The 17929-nt window shown below is 59.1% G+C and carries 23 protein-coding genes; 19 read left to right on the forward strand and 4 right to left on the reverse strand.

Features of this window, described 5'->3' with window-relative positions; translation table 11 throughout:
* The first annotated feature begins 111 nt into the window (after positions 1-111).
* From nifE to clpX, 19 genes are all read left to right on the forward strand, one after another.
* Entirely contained in the window at positions 112-1545 is a 1434-nt protein-coding gene (gene nifE, locus AAY24_RS16670; protein ID WP_046860629.1) for a nitrogenase iron-molybdenum cofactor biosynthesis protein NifE, read from the forward strand.
* A complete protein-coding gene (gene nifN / locus AAY24_RS16675; RefSeq protein ID WP_046860630.1) occupies positions 1538-2941 on the forward strand; it encodes a nitrogenase iron-molybdenum cofactor biosynthesis protein NifN in 1404 nt (467 codons plus the stop codon). The genes nifE and nifN overlap by 8 nt, the downstream gene beginning before the upstream one ends.
* Entirely contained in the window at positions 2907-3392 is a 486-nt protein-coding gene (locus AAY24_RS16680) for a NifB/NifX family molybdenum-iron cluster-binding protein (RefSeq protein ID WP_046860631.1), read from the forward strand. The genes nifN and AAY24_RS16680 overlap by 35 nt, the downstream gene beginning before the upstream one ends.
* A gap of 19 nt (positions 3393-3411) precedes the next feature.
* Complete coding sequence (locus AAY24_RS16685; RefSeq protein ID WP_052761293.1) at positions 3412-3909, forward strand: SoxR reducing system RseC family protein; 498 nt, start codon at positions 3412-3414, stop codon at positions 3907-3909.
* Positions 3910-3945: 36 nt separating this feature from the next.
* Positions 3946-4419, forward strand: a complete 474-nt coding sequence (locus AAY24_RS16690) for a NifX-associated nitrogen fixation protein (RefSeq protein ID WP_046860632.1) — start codon at positions 3946-3948, stop codon at positions 4417-4419.
* Between the two features lie 53 nt (positions 4420-4472).
* A complete protein-coding gene (locus tag AAY24_RS16695) occupies positions 4473-4688 on the forward strand; it encodes a CCE_0567 family metalloprotein (protein ID WP_046860633.1) in 216 nt (71 codons plus the stop codon).
* Positions 4689-4698: 10 nt separating this feature from the next.
* Positions 4699-5031 (forward strand): ferredoxin III, nif-specific, encoded by a 333-nt coding sequence (fdxB, locus tag AAY24_RS16700; RefSeq protein WP_046860634.1) that lies wholly within the window; start codon positions 4699-4701, stop codon positions 5029-5031.
* Between the two features lie 10 nt (positions 5032-5041).
* Positions 5042-5368 carry a (2Fe-2S) ferredoxin domain-containing protein gene (locus AAY24_RS16705; RefSeq protein WP_046860635.1) on the forward strand — a complete coding sequence of 109 codons (327 nt, stop codon included), beginning with the start codon at positions 5042-5044 and terminating at the stop codon, positions 5366-5368.
* A gap of 6 nt (positions 5369-5374) precedes the next feature.
* On the forward strand, positions 5375-5797 hold the full coding sequence (locus AAY24_RS16710; RefSeq protein ID WP_199930419.1) for a hypothetical protein: 423 nt from the start codon (positions 5375-5377) through the stop codon (positions 5795-5797).
* Positions 5798-6051: 254 nt separating this feature from the next.
* Positions 6052-6375, forward strand: coding sequence for a HesB/IscA family protein (locus AAY24_RS16715; RefSeq protein ID WP_046860636.1), 324 nt, complete (start codon positions 6052-6054; stop codon positions 6373-6375).
* Between the two features lie 18 nt (positions 6376-6393).
* A complete protein-coding gene (gene nifU, locus AAY24_RS16720) occupies positions 6394-7284 on the forward strand; it encodes a Fe-S cluster assembly protein NifU (RefSeq protein ID WP_046860637.1) in 891 nt (296 codons plus the stop codon).
* Positions 7285-7287: 3 nt separating this feature from the next.
* On the forward strand, positions 7288-8499 hold the full coding sequence (nifS, locus tag AAY24_RS16725; RefSeq protein WP_046860638.1) for a cysteine desulfurase NifS: 1212 nt from the start codon (positions 7288-7290) through the stop codon (positions 8497-8499).
* A 297-nt stretch (positions 8500-8796) separates the two neighbouring features.
* Positions 8797-9945 carry a homocitrate synthase gene (nifV, locus tag AAY24_RS16730; RefSeq protein WP_046860639.1) on the forward strand — a complete coding sequence of 383 codons (1149 nt, stop codon included), beginning with the start codon at positions 8797-8799 and terminating at the stop codon, positions 9943-9945.
* Positions 9942-10733 carry a serine O-acetyltransferase gene (gene cysE, locus AAY24_RS16735; protein ID WP_046860640.1) on the forward strand — a complete coding sequence of 264 codons (792 nt, stop codon included), beginning with the start codon at positions 9942-9944 and terminating at the stop codon, positions 10731-10733. The genes nifV and cysE overlap by 4 nt, the downstream gene beginning before the upstream one ends.
* 2 nt (positions 10734-10735) lie before the next feature.
* Positions 10736-11263, forward strand: coding sequence for a hypothetical protein (locus tag AAY24_RS16740; protein WP_046861416.1), 528 nt, complete (start codon positions 10736-10738; stop codon positions 11261-11263).
* 46 nt (positions 11264-11309) lie between these two features.
* Positions 11310-11657 carry a nitrogenase-stabilizing/protective protein NifW gene (gene nifW / locus AAY24_RS16745; RefSeq protein WP_046860641.1) on the forward strand — a complete coding sequence of 116 codons (348 nt, stop codon included), beginning with the start codon at positions 11310-11312 and terminating at the stop codon, positions 11655-11657.
* Positions 11641-12099 (forward strand): nitrogen fixation protein NifZ, encoded by a 459-nt coding sequence (locus AAY24_RS16750; protein ID WP_046860642.1) that lies wholly within the window; start codon positions 11641-11643, stop codon positions 12097-12099. The genes nifW and AAY24_RS16750 overlap by 17 nt, the downstream gene beginning before the upstream one ends.
* A complete protein-coding gene (gene nifM, locus AAY24_RS16755) occupies positions 12096-12959 on the forward strand; it encodes a nitrogen fixation protein NifM (RefSeq protein WP_046860643.1) in 864 nt (287 codons plus the stop codon). The genes AAY24_RS16750 and nifM overlap by 4 nt, the downstream gene beginning before the upstream one ends.
* A gap of 104 nt (positions 12960-13063) precedes the next feature.
* Complete coding sequence (gene clpX / locus AAY24_RS16760; RefSeq protein ID WP_046861417.1) at positions 13064-14338, forward strand: ATP-dependent Clp protease ATP-binding subunit ClpX; 1275 nt, start codon at positions 13064-13066, stop codon at positions 14336-14338.
* A gap of 135 nt (positions 14339-14473) precedes the next feature.
* Here the strand turns inward: clpX and AAY24_RS16765 are convergent, their stop codons facing one another.
* The 4 genes from AAY24_RS16765 to AAY24_RS19325 all read right to left on the reverse strand — a co-directional run bounded on the left by AAY24_RS16765 (position 14474) and on the right by AAY24_RS19325 (position 17771).
* The gene (locus AAY24_RS16765) at positions 14474-15136 is read right to left on the reverse strand and encodes an alpha/beta hydrolase (protein WP_046860644.1); all 663 of its coding nucleotides are present in this window, start codon (positions 15134-15136) and stop codon (positions 14474-14476) included.
* 497 nt (positions 15137-15633) lie between these two features.
* Positions 15634-16179, reverse strand: a complete 546-nt coding sequence (locus AAY24_RS16770; protein ID WP_046860645.1) for a hypothetical protein — start codon at positions 16177-16179, stop codon at positions 15634-15636.
* A gap of 376 nt (positions 16180-16555) precedes the next feature.
* Positions 16556-17002: a hypothetical protein gene (locus tag AAY24_RS16775; protein WP_046860646.1), complete on the reverse strand. Its 447-nt coding sequence runs from the start codon at positions 17000-17002 to the stop codon at positions 16556-16558.
* 316 nt (positions 17003-17318) lie between these two features.
* Entirely contained in the window at positions 17319-17771 is a 453-nt protein-coding gene (locus AAY24_RS19325) for an HNH endonuclease (protein ID WP_199930420.1), read from the reverse strand.
* Positions 17772-17929: the final 158 nt, after the last annotated feature.

A 17929-nucleotide genomic window follows, 5' to 3' on the forward strand; every position in this document is an offset into this window, starting at 1 on the left:
GTTTGCGACAAAGACAAAATGACGGAAAATCCTTATAAAACAATAAAATAACGAATGGCATGTCGCTTGCAATGGTCTCTGGCAGGGAAGCATAGAGAGCCGTATCAGACCATGAAACAGAAAGATATCGCTGCGCTGCTGGACGAACCGGCCTGCGCCCACAACAAGAAATCCAAATCGGGTTGTGCCAAGCCGAAACCGGGCGCCACTGCTGGTGGTTGTGCCTTTGACGGCGCCCAGATCGCCCTGCTGCCGATCGCCGACGTGGCCCACATCGTCCACGGCTCCATCGCCTGTGCCGGTAGCTCCTGGGATAACCGGGGCACCCGCTCCAGCGGCTCGCGGCTGTTCCGTATCGGTATGACCACGGACCTGACCGAGCAGGATGTGATCATGGGACGGGGTGAAAAGCGCCTGTTCCACTCCATCAAGCAGGCAATCGAGAGCTACCAGCCGGCGGCGGTGTTCGTCTACAACACCTGTGTGCCGGCCCTGATCGGCGATGATGTGGAGGCGGTCTGCAAGGCGGCCACCGAACGCTGGGGCACCCCGGTGGTGCCGGTGGATGCGGCCGGCTTCTATGGCACCAAGAACCTGGGTAACCGGATCGCCGGCGAGACCATGGTGAAATATGTCTGTGGTACCCGTGAACCGGATCCCCTGCCGGCGGCGCAGCAGCGTCCCGGTATTCAGGTGCACGATATCTGCCTGGTCGGCGAATACAACATCGCCGGTGAACTGTGGCATATCCTGCCGCTGCTGGATGAGCTGGGGCTGCGGGTGCTCTGCACCCTGTCCGGCGATGCCCGTTACCGGGAGGTGCAGACCATGCACCGGTCCGAGGTCAATATGATGGTCTGCTCCAAGGCGATGATCAATGTCGCCCGCAAACTGCAGGAGGCCTACGGTACTCCCTGGTTCGAAGGGAGTTTCTACGGTGTGCAGGATGTCTCTCAAGCCCTGCGCGATTTTGCCCGGCGGATTCCGGACCCGGATCTGTACGCCCGAACCGAATTATTGATCGAGCGGGAAGAGGCGCGCATCAGCCGTCAGCTGGCCCCCTGGCGGGAGAAGCTGAAGGGCAAGAAGGTGCTGCTCTATACCGGCGGGGTCAAATCCTGGTCAGTGGTGGCGGCACTGCAGGATCTGGGCATGCAGGTGGTCGCTACCGGCACCAAGAAATCCACTGAAGAGGACAAGGCGCGCATCCGTGAACTGATGGGTGGCGAAGCGCTGATGCTGGAGGACGGCAATCCCCGGGCGCTGCTCGATATTGTGCGGGACCAGCAGGTGGATGTGCTGATCGCCGGTGGACGCAACATGTATACCGCCCTGAAGGCGCGGGTTCCCTTCCTGGATATCAACCAGGAACGGGACTTCGGTTATGCCGGCTATGAGGGGATGCTGGAGCTGGCCCGTCAGCTGGTGGTCACGATCAACAGCCCGATCTGGCAGGCGGTGCGCCGACCCGCGCCCTGGGTGAGCCGGGACCCTTTGTCCAGCGGACAAAGAAAGCCTGTCGAACAAGGAGTCACCCATGGTTGAGATCATCAAACGCAACAAGGCCCTGTCGGTCAGCCCGCTCAAGGCGAGTCAGACCATCGGCGCGGCACTGGCCTTTCTCGGCTTTCGCCGCGCCATTCCCATGCTGCACGGCTCCCAGGGTTGCACCGCGTTCGGCAAGGTGTTCTTCGTGCGCCACTTCCGGGAGCCGATTCCCTTGCAGACCACGGCCATGGACCAGGTAACCACGGTGATGGGTTCCGAGGATAGTGTGGTGGAGGGTCTGCGCACCATCGCCGAGAAGCAGCGGCCCGCACTGATCGGGGTGCCGAGCACCGGGCTGTCGGAGACCCAGGGCAGCGATGTACCGATGGCGGTCAGGCAGTTTCGGCAGCAATATCCCGAGTTCGGGGATACCGCGGTGGTGGCGGTCTCCACCCCCGACTACAGCGGTTGTCTGGAGAGCGGTTTCAGCAAGGCGGTGGAGGCGATTATCCGGGAGTTGGTGCCCGCAGCGGAGGACGCCGGTACTCAACCGGGTCGACGCCGCCACCAGGTCAACGTACTGGTGGGCGCCAGCCTGACCCCCGGTGACCTGGAGGAGTTGAAGGAGATAATCGAGGCGTTTGGCCTGCGTCCGGTGGTGCTGCCGGATCTCTCTGACTCCCTGGATGGACACCTGGATGCAGCCGATTTTTCGCCCCTGACCATCGGTGGCAGCGAGCTTTCCGAGTTGCAGACCCTGGGGGATGGGGTGGCCACCCTGGTGATCGGTCGTTCGATGGAGAAGGCGGCCGACCTGCTGCAGCAGCGCACGGGAGTGCCCGATTACCGGTTTGATCATCTGATGGGACTGGAGGCGGTGGACGCCCTGGTGGACACCCTGCAAACCATCTCCGCCGAGCCGGTCCCGCCAAAGCTGGAGCGCCAGCGCGCCCAGTTGCAGGACGCCATGCTCGACTGCCATTTCATGCTCGGACTGTCCCGCTTTGCGGTGGCGGCCGATCCTGATCTGTTGACCGCCTTCAGCCAGTTACTGGCCGGGGTCGGTGCGGAAATCGTGGCGGCGGTTTCACCGGTCAATGCACCGGTACTGAAACAGGTGACGGCCTCCACGGTGAAGATCGGTGATCTGGAGGATCTGGAACAGCTGGCGCGCAGCGGTGCTGCCGAAGTGCTGATCTGTAACTCCCACGGTGCGGAGAGCGCCGCCCGGTTGGGCATTCCCCTGTTGCGGGCCGGCTTCCCCCAATACGACACTCTGGGTGGCTACCAGAAGACCTGGATCGGCTATCGCGGCACGCGGCAGAGCCTGTTTGACCTGGCCAATATGCTGTTGTCCCTGGAGAAAGGGGAGATCCATCCCTATCACTCCATCTATTCACAAAAACCGGAGGTGGCCCATGACGCTACAGCGGCGACTGCAGCTGGTGGGTAACAACAGCGATACCCAGTGGATTGACACGGCCCTGAAAGTGGCCTTTGCCACCGGCGACATGAGTCATGTTGACCAGCACTTCGGGGCGGCCCGGTCGTTTGCCATCTATGCGGTGAATCAGCAGCACGCCTGCCTGGTGTCGGCCTGTGAATTCGGTGAACTGGACATGGACGGGAACGAGGACAAGCTGGCGGAGAAGATAGCGGCGCTGGATGGCTGTATCGCCGTCTACAGCCAGGCGGTCGGTGCCTCGGCCATCGGTCAACTCAAGGCCCGGGGCATCCAGCCGGTCAAGGTATCCCCCGGTGCGGTGATCAGTGAGCTGGTGGAATCCCTGCAGGAGGAGTTGCGTCAGGGGCCGGGCAGTTGGCTGGCCAAGGCTATCGCCAGCACCCTGCCGGCGGACCCGAACCGGTTTGATGTGATGGAGAACGAGGGCTGGGAGGAGTAGACCGGCCCCGGGACAAGTGATGACGATGATAGAGCAGACCGGCATTGTGATAGATACGGACGCGACCAGTCTGTGGGTGGAGACCCGCGCCGTCAGTGGCTGTTCCAGCTGCAGCAGTGCTGCCGGCAGTTGCAGTACCGCGGCGGTGTCGAAACTGTTTGCCGAACGGCGGGTCCGTTTGCGGCTGCCCAACAGCCTGGCCGCCCGAACCGGCGACCGGGTGGTAGTTGGGGTGCCGGAGGCGGTACTGGTGCGGGCCGCCCTGTGGGCCTATCTGCTGCCCCTGCTGCTGTTAATCGGTGCCGCCTGGACTGCACAGCAGCTGGGTGGCAGCGAGTTGATACAGGGCTCGGCGGCATTGGTCGGGCTGGTGGCCGGTTTTATCTGGCTGCGCAGGATCAATCGGGGGACGGGCGGCCAGGACCCGATCCAGCCCCGACTGTTACGTTTTGCGGGTCAGGTAACGGCATTGAGCGTGCCGGCGCCATCCCGTCCGGACAGCAGCACAACGGTTTGAATCACAGATAAATCTTGAATGACAGGAGCAGAGAAAATGAGCGAAGCGGTATTGGCTATCAGTAGCGAGGATCCGGTCCTGGAGACCGACTTTGCCAAGGAGATGGTGCGCCAGATGCGTGCCATCGACACCTACGGCACCTACGACAACTGGCCGGTGGAAAAAATTCTTGAGCCTTTTGTTCTGACCAAGGAGAAGAAGCGGGAGATCCCGGTGGTGGGTGATCCGGACGAAATTGTTATGGCCCGGGTGCGGGCATTTTACAACGCCATCTCGGCCCTGATTGAGAAAGAGTGCGGCCTGATGGCAGTACCCATGCTTAACCTGACCCACGAAGGGTTCGGTCGCGCCGTGATCACCGTCGGCAAGCTGGTGGTGATGGACAAGACACTGCGGGATGTACACCGGTTCGGTTTTCCCTCTTTGTCGAAAATGAAAGACGAGGGCGACAAGCTGCTGGCGGTGGCCCTGGAGATTATCGGCCTGTACCCGAAAGTGGCCGGCCTTTAGTGGCGCAGGGCCGGGATTGCCCTCCCGGCCATGAAGATCAGAGGAGAAATCGGATGAGTCCGGAAGAGTTGAAAGGTATGCAGAAAGCCGTCCGAAGGGCGAAACGCATTGCCACCGAGCGGGCCGGGGAATTGCACGATCTGGTGGAGGATCGGCTGCCCGCCGCCTACCAGGATATACCGGCCCTGGCCCAGGCGACTTACGATGCCTGCAAGGCCTGGGACGAGGCGAATGCCGCCCTGGCGGCGCTGGAAGCGGAATCGAGTTGAGGAGTTCACGATGCAACTGATAACTGGAGTTACCCGGGGTGGGGAGCCCTACACCCCGGCTTTCGTGATGGCGATCGAGCAGGCCAACTGTATCGGCTGCGGACGCTGCTTCAAAGTGTGCCCCCGGGAGGTGTTCGACCTGGTGGAACGGGAAGCGCTGGATGGCCTGGAGGCGGACGATTACGACGACGATGATTATGGGGATGACGATGACGGCTTCTCCGATGATACGGCCATGGTGATGAGTCTGAAAAACAGCCTGGATTGCATCGGCTGCGGCTCCTGTGCCCGGATCTGCCCGAAGAACTGTTTCACCCATGAGGCGCAGCCCCTGCAGGCTTGAGGAAAAGAGCATGGCAAAACCGGAAAAGCATGTATTCATCTGTACCCAGAACCGCCCCCTGGGCCATCCCCGGCCCGCCTGTGGCCAGAAAAACTGCGGCGAGGTGGCGGATGAGTTTTTCTGGCATCTGCAGCAGCGGCAGTTGTTCGACAAGGTCCGGGTGACTACCGCTGGCTGTCTTGGCCCCTGCGGTGAAGGCCCGTCGGTACTGGTCTATCCGGAAGGTGTGATGTATGGCGGCGTACGCAAGGAGGACGTGGCGGTGATTTTCGATGAGCACCTGGAGAACGATCAGCCGGTTGATCGTCTGCGGGTCCCAGCGGAGTTCTGGGGATAGGGCAAGGTGTCCAACTCATCCTCTAAATTGCCGGAACTGGCGCCGGTGGGCGGCATGAGCGCGGCTGTTTCATCCCGTTATGAGGCACTGCGTGAACTGTCCGGGCAGATCCATGATCGGTTGGGGGATGAACTGTGGCGCCACGGTTTCGCCTCCGACCAGATCACCCTGCTGCCGCCGCCGCTGGCCAACTACGGCCTGGATAGGGACAGCTTCACGGGTGCCCCGGCGCTGGTGGGGCGCTGGCTGGACAGCCAGGGTCGCCGCCGGGGCAGCCTGGTTTTTCATGCCGACGGCAGTTTCTTCGTGGAGCAGGACATCCTCCAGCCCCATCCCCGCAGACCGGGCTGGTTCGTGGAGGCCATTACCGCCTGGGGACGGGAGTTGACCATCCAGACCGAACTCCGACTGCTGCCCATGCCGGAGTAGTCTCTCCCCCGCTGGAGGCCGCACATCCTGTGCGCCCCATGTTAAAAGTTTCCCCCTGTCAGCCCGGTTCATCCAGCCTTTCCGACACCCTTCAATCCCCGCTGCATTGTCGTGATTGCGACAATCCCTACAGTCCGCAGAATCTGAAAATAACTATAAAAATCAATGGCTAATGTTTTTTTATTGGCGTGGCACAGCCCTTGCAACCGCTCTTTCTGAAGCGAAACCAAACACATTTGTCACGGGAGTTTGCCATGTTGACACTGACGGAAAGTGCCCAGAAGGCCATAGGCCGTTTTATCAAAGGTTCCGATAGTCCGGTAGCGGGATTGCGCATCGCGGTTACCGGGGGTGGTTGTTCGGGGATGCAGTACGGCATGACCCTGGAAGCGTCCCGGAGTCCTGAGGACACCGTGGTGGAGTCGGGCGGGCTGAAGATCTTTGTCGATCCCTACAGTGCGCCCCTGTTGCAGGGTGTGACGGTGGATTTCGTCGACAGCATGGAGGGTAGCGGCTTCCGCTTCGACAACCCCAACGCCAGTGCCAGCTGCGGTTGTGGCAACTCATTTTCAGCCTGATGCATCGGGAGAACAGTCATGTGGGATTATTCAGAAACAGTTCAGGAACATTTCTTCAATCCGCGTAATGCCGGTGCCGTGGAAGAGGCCAACGCGGTGGGTGATGTGGGCTCCCTCTCCTGCGGTGACGCCCTGCGCCTGACCCTGCGGGTCGATCCGGAGACCGAGACCATTCTGGATGCCGGCTTTCAGACCTTTGGTTGTGGTTCGGCCATCGCTTCCAGCTCGGCACTGACCGAGATCATCAAGGGGATGAGCCTGGAGGAGGCCCTCAAGGTCAGCAACCAGGATATTGCCGACTATCTGGACGGCTTGCCGCCGGAGAAGATGCACTGCTCGGTGATGGGCCGCGAGGCGTTGCAGGCGGCGGTGGCCAACTATCGGGGTGAAGAGTGGTCGGACGACCACGAAGAGGGCGCCCTGATCTGTAAGTGTTTCGCCATCGACGCAGTGATGATCGAAGAGACGGTGCGGGCCAACGGGCTGCGCACCGTGGAAGAGGTGACCAACTACACCAAGGCGGGGGGCGGCTGCTCCTCCTGCCATGAGGGTATCGAGGAGATACTGGGCCGGGTGCTGGCCGAACAGGGCGAACAGTTCGATGTCAACGCGGTGGCCCCGAAGCGTCAGCCCTCCGGCAGCGGACTGACCAACCTGCAGCGTATCCGTCGTATCGAGGAGCTGCTGGAGGAGATTCGCCCCAACCTGCAGCGGGATCATGGCGATGTAGAGCTGGTGGAAGTGGATGGTCGTCACATCTACGTGAAGATGACCGGCGCCTGCGCCGGCTGCCAGATGGCGGCCACCACCCTGGGGGGGATTCAGCAGCACCTGGCCGAGGGACTCAGTGAATTTATCCTGGTGCTACCGGCTGAAGAGCTGGCCCGCCGGGCAAGCGTGGGGGCCTGAATCATGGAAAAGGGAATCTATCTGGATAACAACGCCACCACCCAGGTGGCACCCGAGGTGGTTGAGGCGATGCTGCCCTATTTCACCGAGCAGTTCGGTAATCCCTCCTCGTTGCACCAGTTCGGCAACCAGGTTGGACGGGCGCTGAAAAAGGCGCGCCGGCAGGTGCAAGCGCTGCTGGGTGCGGAGCATGACTCGGAGATCATCTTCACCTCCTGCGGTACCGAATCGGACTCCACTGCCATCCTCTCCGCGTTGCGGGCGCAGCCGGAGCGGCGCGAGATCATCACCACCGTGGTGGAGCATCCAGCGGTACTGACGCTCTGCAACTACCTGGAGAAAGATGGTTACAAGGTCCACTACCTGGAGGTGGACAAGCGCGGCCGGCTGGATATGCAGACCTACGCCAGGCTGCTGTCAGACAAGGTGGCGGTGGTCTCGGTGATGTGGGCCAACAACGAGAGCGGCACCCTGTTCCCGGTGCTGGAGATGGCGGAGATGGCCCGGGCCGCCGGGGTGATGTTCCATACCGACGCGGTGCAGGCGGTGGGGAAACTGCCCATCAATCTGAAAGAGAGCGCCATCGACATGCTCTCCCTGTCGGGGCACAAGCTGCACGCCCCCAAGGGGATTGGCGTGTTGTACCTGCGCCGTGGCGTACGCTTTCGGCCATTGCTGCGGGGTGGTCATCAGGAGCGGGGCAGACGCGCCGGTACGGAAAACGCTGCCTCCATCGTGGCACTCGGCAAGGCGTGTGAAATGGCCGCCGAGTCGCTGGATTACGAGAAGCGTTACGTCAAGGCGATGCGGGATCGTCTGGAGCAGGGCATTCTGGAGCAGGTGCCGTACTGCTTTGTTACCGGCGATCCCAACAACCGGTTGCCCAATACCTGCAATATCGCCTTTGAATATATCGAGGGCGAGGCGATTCTGCTGCTGCTGAACAAGCTGGGTATCGCCGCCTCCAGCGGCTCTGCCTGCACCTCCGGCTCACTGGAACCCTCCCATGTGATGCGGGCCATGGATATACCCTTCACTGCGGCCCACGGCTCGGTACGTTTCTCCCTCTCCCGCTACAACACCATGGAGGAGGTGGAGCGGGTCATCGCGGCGGTACCGCCGATTGTGGAGCGGCTGCGTAAACTGTCGCCCTACTGGAATGGTGACGCCCCGGCGGAAGGGCCGGAGCTGGCCTTTGCCCCGAGCTATGGCTGAATATTCCGGTATCCGACCGTTGCCCATGGTCGGATAACCGGTCCCGAATGGGTCCTCCTTGCCGCAATCTGATTGCGGCTTTTTTTTTGCCACATCGGCCGGCTGCTTGGCGGGGCAGTGGGGGGATTGACTAACACCTATTCCCCTTTGTCCGGTTTGCGACAATCGCCCGTAACGCGACATTCAATTTTTCCGACCGGGAAAGCTATCTTATTGAAAATCAGCGATTATTCCTGCTGGCACACAGTTTGCTCCAGTCTTTGACAGAAACGGTTATTCAGCAACAGGCGGAGCGCAATGATCACCATTAACGACACCACCCTGCGCGACGGCGAACAGTCTGCCGGCGTCGCCTTCACCCTGGAGGAGAAACTGGCCATCGCCTGTGCGTTGGATGGACTCGGGGTGCCGGAACTGGAAGTGGGTATACCGGCCATGGGGGTGGAGGAGCGTGAATCGATCCGTGTGGTGGCCGGCGCGATGCAGCAGGCGCAGCTGATGGTCTGGTGTCGCATGCAGAGCCGGGACATCGCCCGCTGCCGGGACCTGGGCGTCCAGCGGGTCGATCTCTCCATTCCGGTTTCCGATCAGCAGATCTACCACAAGCTCAATCGCAGCCGTGACTGGTTATTGAAGCAGATCGAACGCTGTGTCGGCGAGGCGCTGGAACTGGGCCTGGAGGTGTGCGTGGGTGGCGAGGACGCTTCGCGGGCCGATCCGGAGTTTCTCTGGCAGGTGGTGGAGATGGCCGAACAGGCCGGCGCGGCCCGGTTCCGCTTTGCCGACACCGTCGGCATCATGGAGCCGTTCCGGGTGCATGAGAGCATCGGCGACTTGCGCCGTATCTGCGACCTGGAGATCGAGATGCACGCCCACGACGACCTGGGTCTGGCCACCGCCAATACCCTGGCGGCGATCCGGGCCGGTGCCACCCACGTTAACACCACCGTACATGGACTGGGTGAACGGGCCGGTAACGCCCCGCTGGAGGAGGTGTTGATGGGACTGCGGCGCTTCTTCGGCCAGGGTCTGGAGATCGACATGACCCATTTCCCCGCTGTCTCCGAGCTGGTGGAGCAGGCCTCCGGTCGCAGCGTCGGCTGGCACAAGAGTCTGGTGGGGGCCGGGGTATTCACCCATGAGGCGGGTATCCACGTGGATGGCTTGATGAAGGACCGGCTCAATTACCAGGGCGTTGATCCGGCGGAACTGGGCCGTGAACACCGGATTGTGCTGGGCAAGCACTCCGGCAGTCATGCCGTGATCCAGGCCTATGCCGATATGAATATACAGCTGACCCGCCAGCAGGCCGGATTCCTGCTGCAGCGGGTCAGGCACTACACCACCCTGCATAAGCGCCCCCCCGCCGACCAGGAGCTGCGTCAGTTCTATCTGGAGGTCAACCTGGATCTTAACCGGCCCGAACGGGTAGGGAGACCGCAATGAACGGTGGCACGGAACTGATCCACCCAGCGCTTGGTCAGCGGTCGGAAGCGTCGCTCTGGCGCACTATCCGGGAGGATATCGGCTGCACCTTTGACCGGGACCCGGCCGCCCGCACCCGGCTGGAGGTCATCACCACCTATCCGGGCATTCACGCCATTCTGCTCTATCGCGTGGCCCATCGGCTGTGGCGGCGTGGCTGGCGCTACCTGCCCCGGCTGATCAGTTACCTGGGGCGGATCTGGACCGGTATCGATATCCATCCGGGGGCCCGGATCGGTCGGCGCTTCTTTATCGATCACGGGGCCGGGGTGGTGATCGGCGAGACCGCCGAAGTGGGGGATGATGTGACCCTCTATCACGGCGTCACCCTGGGCGGGGTCTCCTGGAACCGGGGTAAGCGTCACCCCACCCTGGGTAACCAGGTGGTGGTGGGGGCCGGGGCCAAGATTCTCGGACCCATCCAGATCGGCAACCAGGCCCGGGTCGGCGCCAACTCGGTGGTGATCGCCTCGGTGCCGGATGGCCGGACCGTGGTGGGGATTCCGGGCAAGCTGGTGAATCCGACCCGGGTGTCCGATGCACCAACCGGCGCCATCGACCTGAACCATCACCTGATTCCCGATCCGTTGGCGGATGCGGTCAATTGCCTGCTGGAACGGATCCGCAATCTGGAGCAGCAGGTAGGTACCCACGATGCCCTGTTGAGCGGCAGCCAGCCGGACTACGAATGCCTGGTGTGCAACGCAAAACAGGTTTGTGAAACCTCGGGCGCTGACTCAAGGAGATGATCATGGATATGCAGGATTTTGAAGCGGGAGACCTCTATTTCGACGAACCCTTGTCGGGTGAGGTGCAGCAGTGCCTGGCCAGCGCTGCCGAACAGTATACCGAGGGCGCCGCCGAACGCTCCCTGATGCGGGCCTACTTTCTGGAGCCGGAGCATCCGGTGGTGCTGGTGGCCCTGTACCGCTATTTCTACTACCAGCACCGGCTGGAGGAGGCCCTGATGGTGGCGGAACGGGTCATCGGGGTTTTCGCCCGGCGGCTCAAGTTGCCAGAGAACTGGCGGGAGATCAACGAGATGTGTATCGGCGGTGGGGTGATGATCTCCATGGTGCTGATCCGTTTTTACCTGCTGGCACTGAAGGCTGCCGGCTATCTTGAACTGCGGCTGGGTTACTACGATTCGGCCATCGAACGGCTGGGCAAGGTGGCGGAGATCGACAGCCGGGACCGCCTGGGCGCCAGAAGCCTGCTCAATATCGCCCGTGATGTGCTGGGGGAGCGGATGCAGCAATCCCGCCTCGGTGCCATCTGATCGGCATTTGGCAATCGGTTTTCAATTTCAGTCGGGAGACTAAGCAATGAGTGACAGCGAATTTGATCTGGACCTGGATGAACTCAGCAGTGCCGAGGATTTCCTGGAGTATTTCGGGGTCGCTTACGACCCGGCGGTGGTGCACGTGAACCGGCTGCATATTCTGCAACGGTTCCACGACTACCTGGATGGGGTGGCAGAGATGCCGCTGGATGATGAAGCGCGACGCGCCCTGTATGCGCAGCAACTGAGTCGCGCCTACGACGATTTTGTGGCGTCCGATGCCCGCACGGAAAAGGTGTTCAAGGTGTTCCGCCAGCTTGAACCCTTCAGCGTGGAAGTGCCGCTGACTGAGCTGTTCAAGGATGGAGTACAACATGCGACCGAGATTTGAATATGGCCAGGCGGTGCGGGTGGTGCGCAACCTGCGCAACGATGGCACCTATCCCGGCGAACCGACCGGCCGCCTGCTGGTGCGCCGGGGTAGCATCGGCTACGTGCGCGACGTGGGTACTTTTCTGCAGGACCAGATCGTCTACTCGGTGGACTTTATCGACAGTCAGCGCATGGTGGGGTGCCGGGAGCCGGAGCTGCAGCTGGCCAGTGATCCCTGGGTGGAGACCCGTTACGAGTTCAGGGACAAGGTGACGCCCCGCATACCCCTGGCCCTGCGGGGTGAAGTGATCGCCGAGCCGGGCGATCCCGGTGAAGTGGAGAAGGTGCTGCGCGACCACGCCGACGGGCCTGCCTACCATGTGCGTTTCAGCGGACGCACCCTGCAGGTGCCGGAGAGTGCACTCGATTTTCTGGCCGGCAATGTCGGGGAGGCGGGATGAACGGTCCCGCATTCAACTACCACCTGTTGCGCAGCGCGTTGAGCCTGTTCAGCAAGAACCTGGCCGAGCTGGATCGGGCAGAGTATCGCCAGGTCCGTGACCAGGCGCTGAAGAGTTTTGAACTGGAGACGCGGGTACTGGCTACTGACGAGGCCCGGGATCTGGTAATCCCCGAGAAACTGCTGGATGCATCGCTGCAACGGTTGTCGTCACGCTACGCTGACCGGGACGAGTTTCTCCAGGACCTGAAGATAAACAGCCTGGACGAGGCCGGGCTGCGGGTGGCCCTGCATCGGGAGTTGCTGTTCGACGCCGTCCTGCAACGGGTCGCGGCAGACTGTCCACCGGTAAGCGATGTGGATATCGGCCTGTTCTACGAGATGCATCGTGATCGATTCGAAACGCCGGAGCTGCGGGTGGCCCGCCATATCCTGATCACCGTGAATCCCGATTTTCCGGACAACACCCGCACCGCCGCCAAGGCGCGGATGGAGCAGGTGGTGGAAAAACTAGCCGGCCGGGTGAACCGGTTTGCCGATTTTGCCAAGCGCTTCTCCGAGTGCCCGACCGCCATGGAGGGCGGGGCGTTGGGTGATGTGAAGCCGGGACAGCTGTACGCGGAACTGGACGCCCTGCTGTTCAGCATGCAGGCCGGCGAGATCAGCCCGATTGTGGAGTCGGAGATGGGGTTTCATATTCTCCTGTGTGAACGGATCAAGCCGGGTAAACGCATGTCGTTGACCAAGGCAACACCGCGCATCCGCAGCCTGTTGCAGGAGCGCCAGCAGCGTAATCGCCAGAAAGCCTGGCTGGAGACCTTGCCGCAGCGAACCGAACTGCTGCTGACAGATTGCGGCTGAGACCGGCAGCGGACGCTACATCGGCACACTTCCGGCGACCTGCAATCCGGTTGCGGTCGTCCAAAACCACGGCAGTGCCGGCACTGCCCAGCGAGGGGATTCCCGTGAGTCAGAAGAAAGCACACTGCTCGTTTTGTGGTCAGGAACAGAGTCCGGACCTGCCCCTGATTGCCGGTGAAGAGGGGCATATCTGTGAAGAGTGTGTGCGCCTGGCCTCCCAGGTGGTGGGCAGTTGGGGACGCAAGCGGGCGGCTGCCAAGCCGCTGCAGAATCTGCTCAAACCGGTTGAACTGAAGGCGCAACTGGATCGTTATATCATCGGTCAGGATCATGCCAAGGAGACCCTGGCGGTGGCGGTCTACAACCACTTCAAACGGTTGAGCATGGATCAGGCCAATCCCAAGATGCAGCTCTGCACGCAGGAGGTGGAGATCGAGAAATCCAACATCCTGCTGCTGGGGCCTTCCGGTACCGGCAAGACCCTGCTTGCCAGCACCCTGGCCCGGATCGTGGGCGTGCCCATCGTGATTGCAGATGCCACCACCCTGACCCAGGCCGGTTACGTGGGAGACGACGTGGAGAGTATTCTGGCTCGGCTGGTGGACAGTGCCGAGGGCAACCTGGAGCTGGCGGAGTGGGGTATTGTTTATATTGACGAAATCGACAAGCTGGCCCGTGTGGGTGAATCGTCCCACGGAACCCGGGACGTGTCGGGTGAAGGGGTGCAACAGGCACTGTTGAAGCTGGTGGAAGGGGCGCGGGTCAAACTGAGTGCCAAGGGTGCCAAGGGGCAGGGCAACGATCTGCTGCTGGATACCCGTAATATCCTGTTCATTGCCGGCGGCGCCTTCGCCGGCATGGAAGGGTTGCTGGAGAAACGGCTGGCCGTCGGTGCCGGTGGGATCGGCTTCCACGCCGAACCGGTAGTGCCGGGCAGCGATCACGATCCCCTACGACTGTTCGAGCAGGTGGAGCCGGACGACCTGCGCCATTTCGGACTGATACCCGAATTTATCGGCCGCTTTCCCATCATCACCGCGCTGCATGCCCTGGATGAGGAGGCGCTGTTGCGCATTCTTACCGAACCCCGCAACGCCCTGGTCCGCCAGTACCAGCGGCTGTTCCAACTTGAAGGGGTGGAGCTGACCATTACCGAGGAGGCGCTGCGTCAGATCGCACGCCAGGCTATCGAGCGGGGTACCGGTGCCCGGGGACTGCGGGCGGTACTGGAGGGGTTGTTGCGCAGAACCATGTATGAGATCCCTTCCATTGAAGGGGCTACCGGTTGTGTGTTGGATGCGGATGTGGTGCTGGGGACCGGGACTGTAACCATCCTACCGGAGGGGGAGGCGAGCAAGATGAATGAGGCCAGTGGTTAATCGTTAAAGCGCTTACCCGGTTGCCTGAGCACGTTGGATGCGCTTATCGGTCAAATTCACCCTGCCTCCCAGGGGCCATGACTCTGATCCCATTGATCCTCTGTGCCCAGTTCAACCGGTTCCTGCTTCTCCCTTTTAATGCTGGTTTTTAAGCCAATTAGCCACGGCTTCAACCAACGCATCCTCGCGGTTTTCGAATTTGTGATTTGCGCCAGAAATACTCACCTGGGCATAAGTATCTGAAACCATGTCCTCTCTTTGGGATGCGGCCTTGGAGTCTTTTCCATTTTTGCCACCCCATATGTCCAACACAGGCAGATCGACCTTTTTCAGGGTTTGTTTGCAGGCTAATGGATACCCACCATTGTTTCTACAGCCAGCGACCATTAAACCAGCCAGGTCAGAATTTTGATTTTCCGCAACAAAAGCACTTGCCATTCGGGCGCCCATGCTGTGACCAAACAGGTAAATTTGCGTCACACCTTTCTCTTTCAGAAATTGGATCGCCTCTTTGATTGTGTTGTAAGCCTTGGGAAAGCCATCCGCATACTCTTTCCAGTCGCCATACCCTGTTGGCATTTGAAGTGAAATGGTGTGATAGCCAAGTTCCTCGTGTATCCCTTTACGCACGGGATCAACCACAAGCCATGTTGGGTGTTGTCCTTTGCCGTGGGCAAGAATCAATCCGAATGTGCTGCTTTTACCGTCCAGGTACACTGAACCATCTGGCTGGCCGGCGAAGGTGCCGGACGCAATGAACAGCCAAAAACAAAACAGCAGCAACGAGTATTTTTTCATTATTTTTCCTCTGGTGGTAAGAAACAGGCTATTCGAGTTTAACGCATCAATTAGCCGATGCGTTAGCACTCAAAAGGGCTCTGACCCCTTTTCTTTGAAGCGTTCAACCTGGATTACGTACTGCATATCTTCCAAGATCAATGACTCTGACCCTATTGATCCCGACCATTCATGCCTGACCGTCAGGTTGGATCGGTGGGAAGGTTGGCCTGCTATGGCTAACAGGTTTCACTGAACCCGAATGGGTGATAGGCCACAATCAATGGCATCGAGTCATTAATTCGACAATAAAGCGTGCTCACCCCTTGTTGACTGTTTCTCTCACAGGGGCATCGGAGCGTTTATCTCGGATTAGCGCCTGCATGCCTTCAATGGCCAGGACCATGACCCCATTGATGCGCGCGAACGGCCTTGATATGCGTAAGACTAAGTATCAGTAGCACAAAAAAGTCCGCCAGCCGAAGCTGGCGGACACACAATAAACGTTCCCTTAGATGTTATTGGCGATAAAATGGCACGCCACCGATATTCAAAACATTCTCGGCAAAACTACAGGCTACGGTGCCACTGGCCGGTTTCGCCTTGTAGGTGACTTTACCTGTTTCCTGGTGGGTGTACTCCAGGTCACTGGTGTAATTGAAAGTGATATTTCTACCCGATGCACTCCAATTATATTTAACACGGGAGGTATAGGCCTCCCCACCTACAGACTTTTGCACGAAGTTACCTGTACCGTTGGAGTTTAATATCACGGTTTGATCGCGCCCACTGCTTACCCAGGTGCCAGAAATATCTTGTGAACAGCTAAGGTTTGCTGGTTTACCACTCTTCTTCCCCTCTTTTGACTCAATTTTCTCAAGCTGCTTCACCATATCATACATGCTTTGTGGGACCTGCCCGCCCATTTGCTCTATCTGGCGAATCTGATCTTTCATCATGGTCAACTGGGCGCTGTCTGCAACTGCTTGTCCTATAGATACCAGCCCCAAAATTAGCGATGCTGATATTCCCCGTGTGTAGACAAACAAATTATTATTTTTCATTTTCTCCTCCAGTTAGAAGATTCCAGAAACTAAAACCACTAACTTTTTGTTATTTTTAGAGTGCTTTTATGCTCTAAATATGTGGCAAAAAAATTATCCATATCTGCAACTAACTGTAAATATGTTCTCCAGTATGGAGCTCGACTTTTTTGTGTAATTCCAGGTTAAGTAAAGTACTGAACATCGGAAAAACAGTGGGGTGTGACGAATGGTTAAACAGCTTTGGGGGAGTGTTATTTCTATCTGCTTTTTAACATTACCGAAGCGTTTAGTCCGAATTATGTCCTGCGTACCCGATAAGACCAATGACTCTGATCCCATTGATCCTCGAAACGCCAGAGTGATCGTCTTGTTGTACAGGGCACCTTTCGCTTTGTTAACTCCAATCTGCCGGGTCCGTATTGAAACCTGATTCGCGTACTTTTCGCAGCTCGCTGAAAATGTGTGGTAATCTTGCAAATACCATTTGCGTCAAATGGGCAAACAGCGGCAACGTCAAATTTATTTTCATGCCTTCCTGCCATTCCTGCCATGTGGACTTACGGATGCGCTTTTGTTTGCGAAGATAGATCTGCTGATTGCTGAAATCTAGGTAGTTGTAGATGGCCTCTTTCGCCATCTCCTTCTCGTGTTTGGTAACGTCCTCACCGATCAGCGCCTTCAGTGGGATTGATCGCATTAATTCCCGATACTCCCTGTTTAAGGAATCTTCGAAGGAAGTCTTTGTTTGCTCAGCATTACGACGGATCTGCCAAGCAGCAATGCCTACGCCGATCGCAGTGGCTACAGAGGCAATGATTCTTGCGTATTCGTATATTTCCATTTTTGCTCGGTTAATCAACGGTGTCGGAATAATTGATGTTACAAACAAGGGAGCTGTATTGGTGGTTGACTATTTCTTTGACGACTCCATCGAAGCATTCACCTTGAAAATCAATGGGGTCGGAGTCATTGATTTCACAAATAAGGGTACTGCACCAGTGGTTCACTAGTCCTTTGACAGCGTCACAGAAGCGTTCAACCCGGATTACCTCCTGCATACCCTCCAAGATCAATGATTCTGACCCCATTGATCTATGCTGCCGCAAAAATAGGTGGCGGGTCAAACGATCCCTGCAGCGATTTATTCGGCGCCATCTTCACTGCGCCTCCCGAAACGACTGGTACCGCTGCTCAAGAGCGTCCTTATCGGGCCGCAAGTGCTCCCTGCGGGGCACATTGATCTTACTCCCATGCATTTCCTGCAGCCCAAACCGGAGCATCGGGCCATCCACCTCCTCGAGAATATCCTGTCGAATCTCAACGACGTAGTCGGGCCGTATGCCGAGGATGTTCTGATCGAACGCGGCATGGTGCAACTTGCAGAGGGAGACGCCGTTTGTGACCACTGGCTCACTGTCCGGATCGGAGTCAGGCGTGATGTGTGCCGCCTCAAGCAAGGTGACATGTCGGAGCCGACACAGTGCGCACTGCTCCCGATATGCTGCCAGGACTCGCTCCCGGAACAGGCGTTGATGTAGACGTACCTTTACTGCAGAAGTGATGTACCGGCGCCGAGCATCCGAACCGTCATCCGCGGCCCAGTTCTCCATCGGCACTGACAGAGATGCCTTGTCGTCTACTGCAACGGTTACATGGAGCCCTTGAGGGTCATCACCAACGATGTATGCGGGCCAAGCAGCTACATATCGCCCAGGTACGACACCATGGAAGTACACCAACGGCTTTCTCTGTATCATCGCTGCACGAA

This window comes from Sedimenticola thiotaurini (assembly GCF_001007875.1).
In the GTDB taxonomy this organism is placed as follows: Bacteria; Pseudomonadota; Gammaproteobacteria; order Chromatiales; family Chromatiaceae; genus Sedimenticola; species Sedimenticola thiotaurini.

Coding starts and splice junctions, on each gene's coding strand:
- nifW (WP_046860641.1), top strand. CDS start 11,310: ATGAGTGACAGCGAATTTGATCTGGACCTGGATGAACTCAGCAGTGCC.
- nifM (WP_046860643.1), top strand. CDS start 12,096: ATGAACGGTCCCGCATTCAACTACCACCTGTTGCGCAGCGCGTTGAGC.
- nifV (WP_046860639.1), top strand. CDS start 8,797: ATGATCACCATTAACGACACCACCCTGCGCGACGGCGAACAGTCTGCC.
- AAY24_RS16775 (WP_046860646.1), bottom strand. CDS start 17,002: ATGGAAATATACGAATACGCAAGAATCATTGCCTCTGTAGCCACTGCG.
- AAY24_RS16715 (WP_046860636.1), top strand. CDS start 6,052: ATGTTGACACTGACGGAAAGTGCCCAGAAGGCCATAGGCCGTTTTATC.
- fdxB (WP_046860634.1), top strand. CDS start 4,699: ATGCAACTGATAACTGGAGTTACCCGGGGTGGGGAGCCCTACACCCCG.
- nifN (WP_046860630.1), top strand. CDS start 1,538: ATGGTTGAGATCATCAAACGCAACAAGGCCCTGTCGGTCAGCCCGCTC.
- AAY24_RS16685 (WP_052761293.1), top strand. CDS start 3,412: ATGACGATGATAGAGCAGACCGGCATTGTGATAGATACGGACGCGACC.
- AAY24_RS16680 (WP_046860631.1), top strand. CDS start 2,907: ATGACGCTACAGCGGCGACTGCAGCTGGTGGGTAACAACAGCGATACC.
- AAY24_RS16690 (WP_046860632.1), top strand. CDS start 3,946: ATGAGCGAAGCGGTATTGGCTATCAGTAGCGAGGATCCGGTCCTGGAG.
- cysE (WP_046860640.1), top strand. CDS start 9,942: ATGAACGGTGGCACGGAACTGATCCACCCAGCGCTTGGTCAGCGGTCG.
- AAY24_RS16770 (WP_046860645.1), bottom strand. CDS start 16,179: ATGAAAAATAATAATTTGTTTGTCTACACACGGGGAATATCAGCATCG.
- nifU (WP_046860637.1), top strand. CDS start 6,394: ATGTGGGATTATTCAGAAACAGTTCAGGAACATTTCTTCAATCCGCGT.
- AAY24_RS19325 (WP_199930420.1), bottom strand. CDS start 17,771: ATGGAGAACTGGGCCGCGGATGACGGTTCGGATGCTCGGCGCCGGTAC.
- AAY24_RS16765 (WP_046860644.1), bottom strand. CDS start 15,136: ATGAAAAAATACTCGTTGCTGCTGTTTTGTTTTTGGCTGTTCATTGCG.
- AAY24_RS16750 (WP_046860642.1), top strand. CDS start 11,641: ATGCGACCGAGATTTGAATATGGCCAGGCGGTGCGGGTGGTGCGCAAC.
- AAY24_RS16695 (WP_046860633.1), top strand. CDS start 4,473: ATGAGTCCGGAAGAGTTGAAAGGTATGCAGAAAGCCGTCCGAAGGGCG.
- AAY24_RS16740 (WP_046861416.1), top strand. CDS start 10,736: ATGGATATGCAGGATTTTGAAGCGGGAGACCTCTATTTCGACGAACCC.
- AAY24_RS16705 (WP_046860635.1), top strand. CDS start 5,042: ATGGCAAAACCGGAAAAGCATGTATTCATCTGTACCCAGAACCGCCCC.
- nifE (WP_046860629.1), top strand. CDS start 112: ATGAAACAGAAAGATATCGCTGCGCTGCTGGACGAACCGGCCTGCGCC.
- nifS (WP_046860638.1), top strand. CDS start 7,288: ATGGAAAAGGGAATCTATCTGGATAACAACGCCACCACCCAGGTGGCA.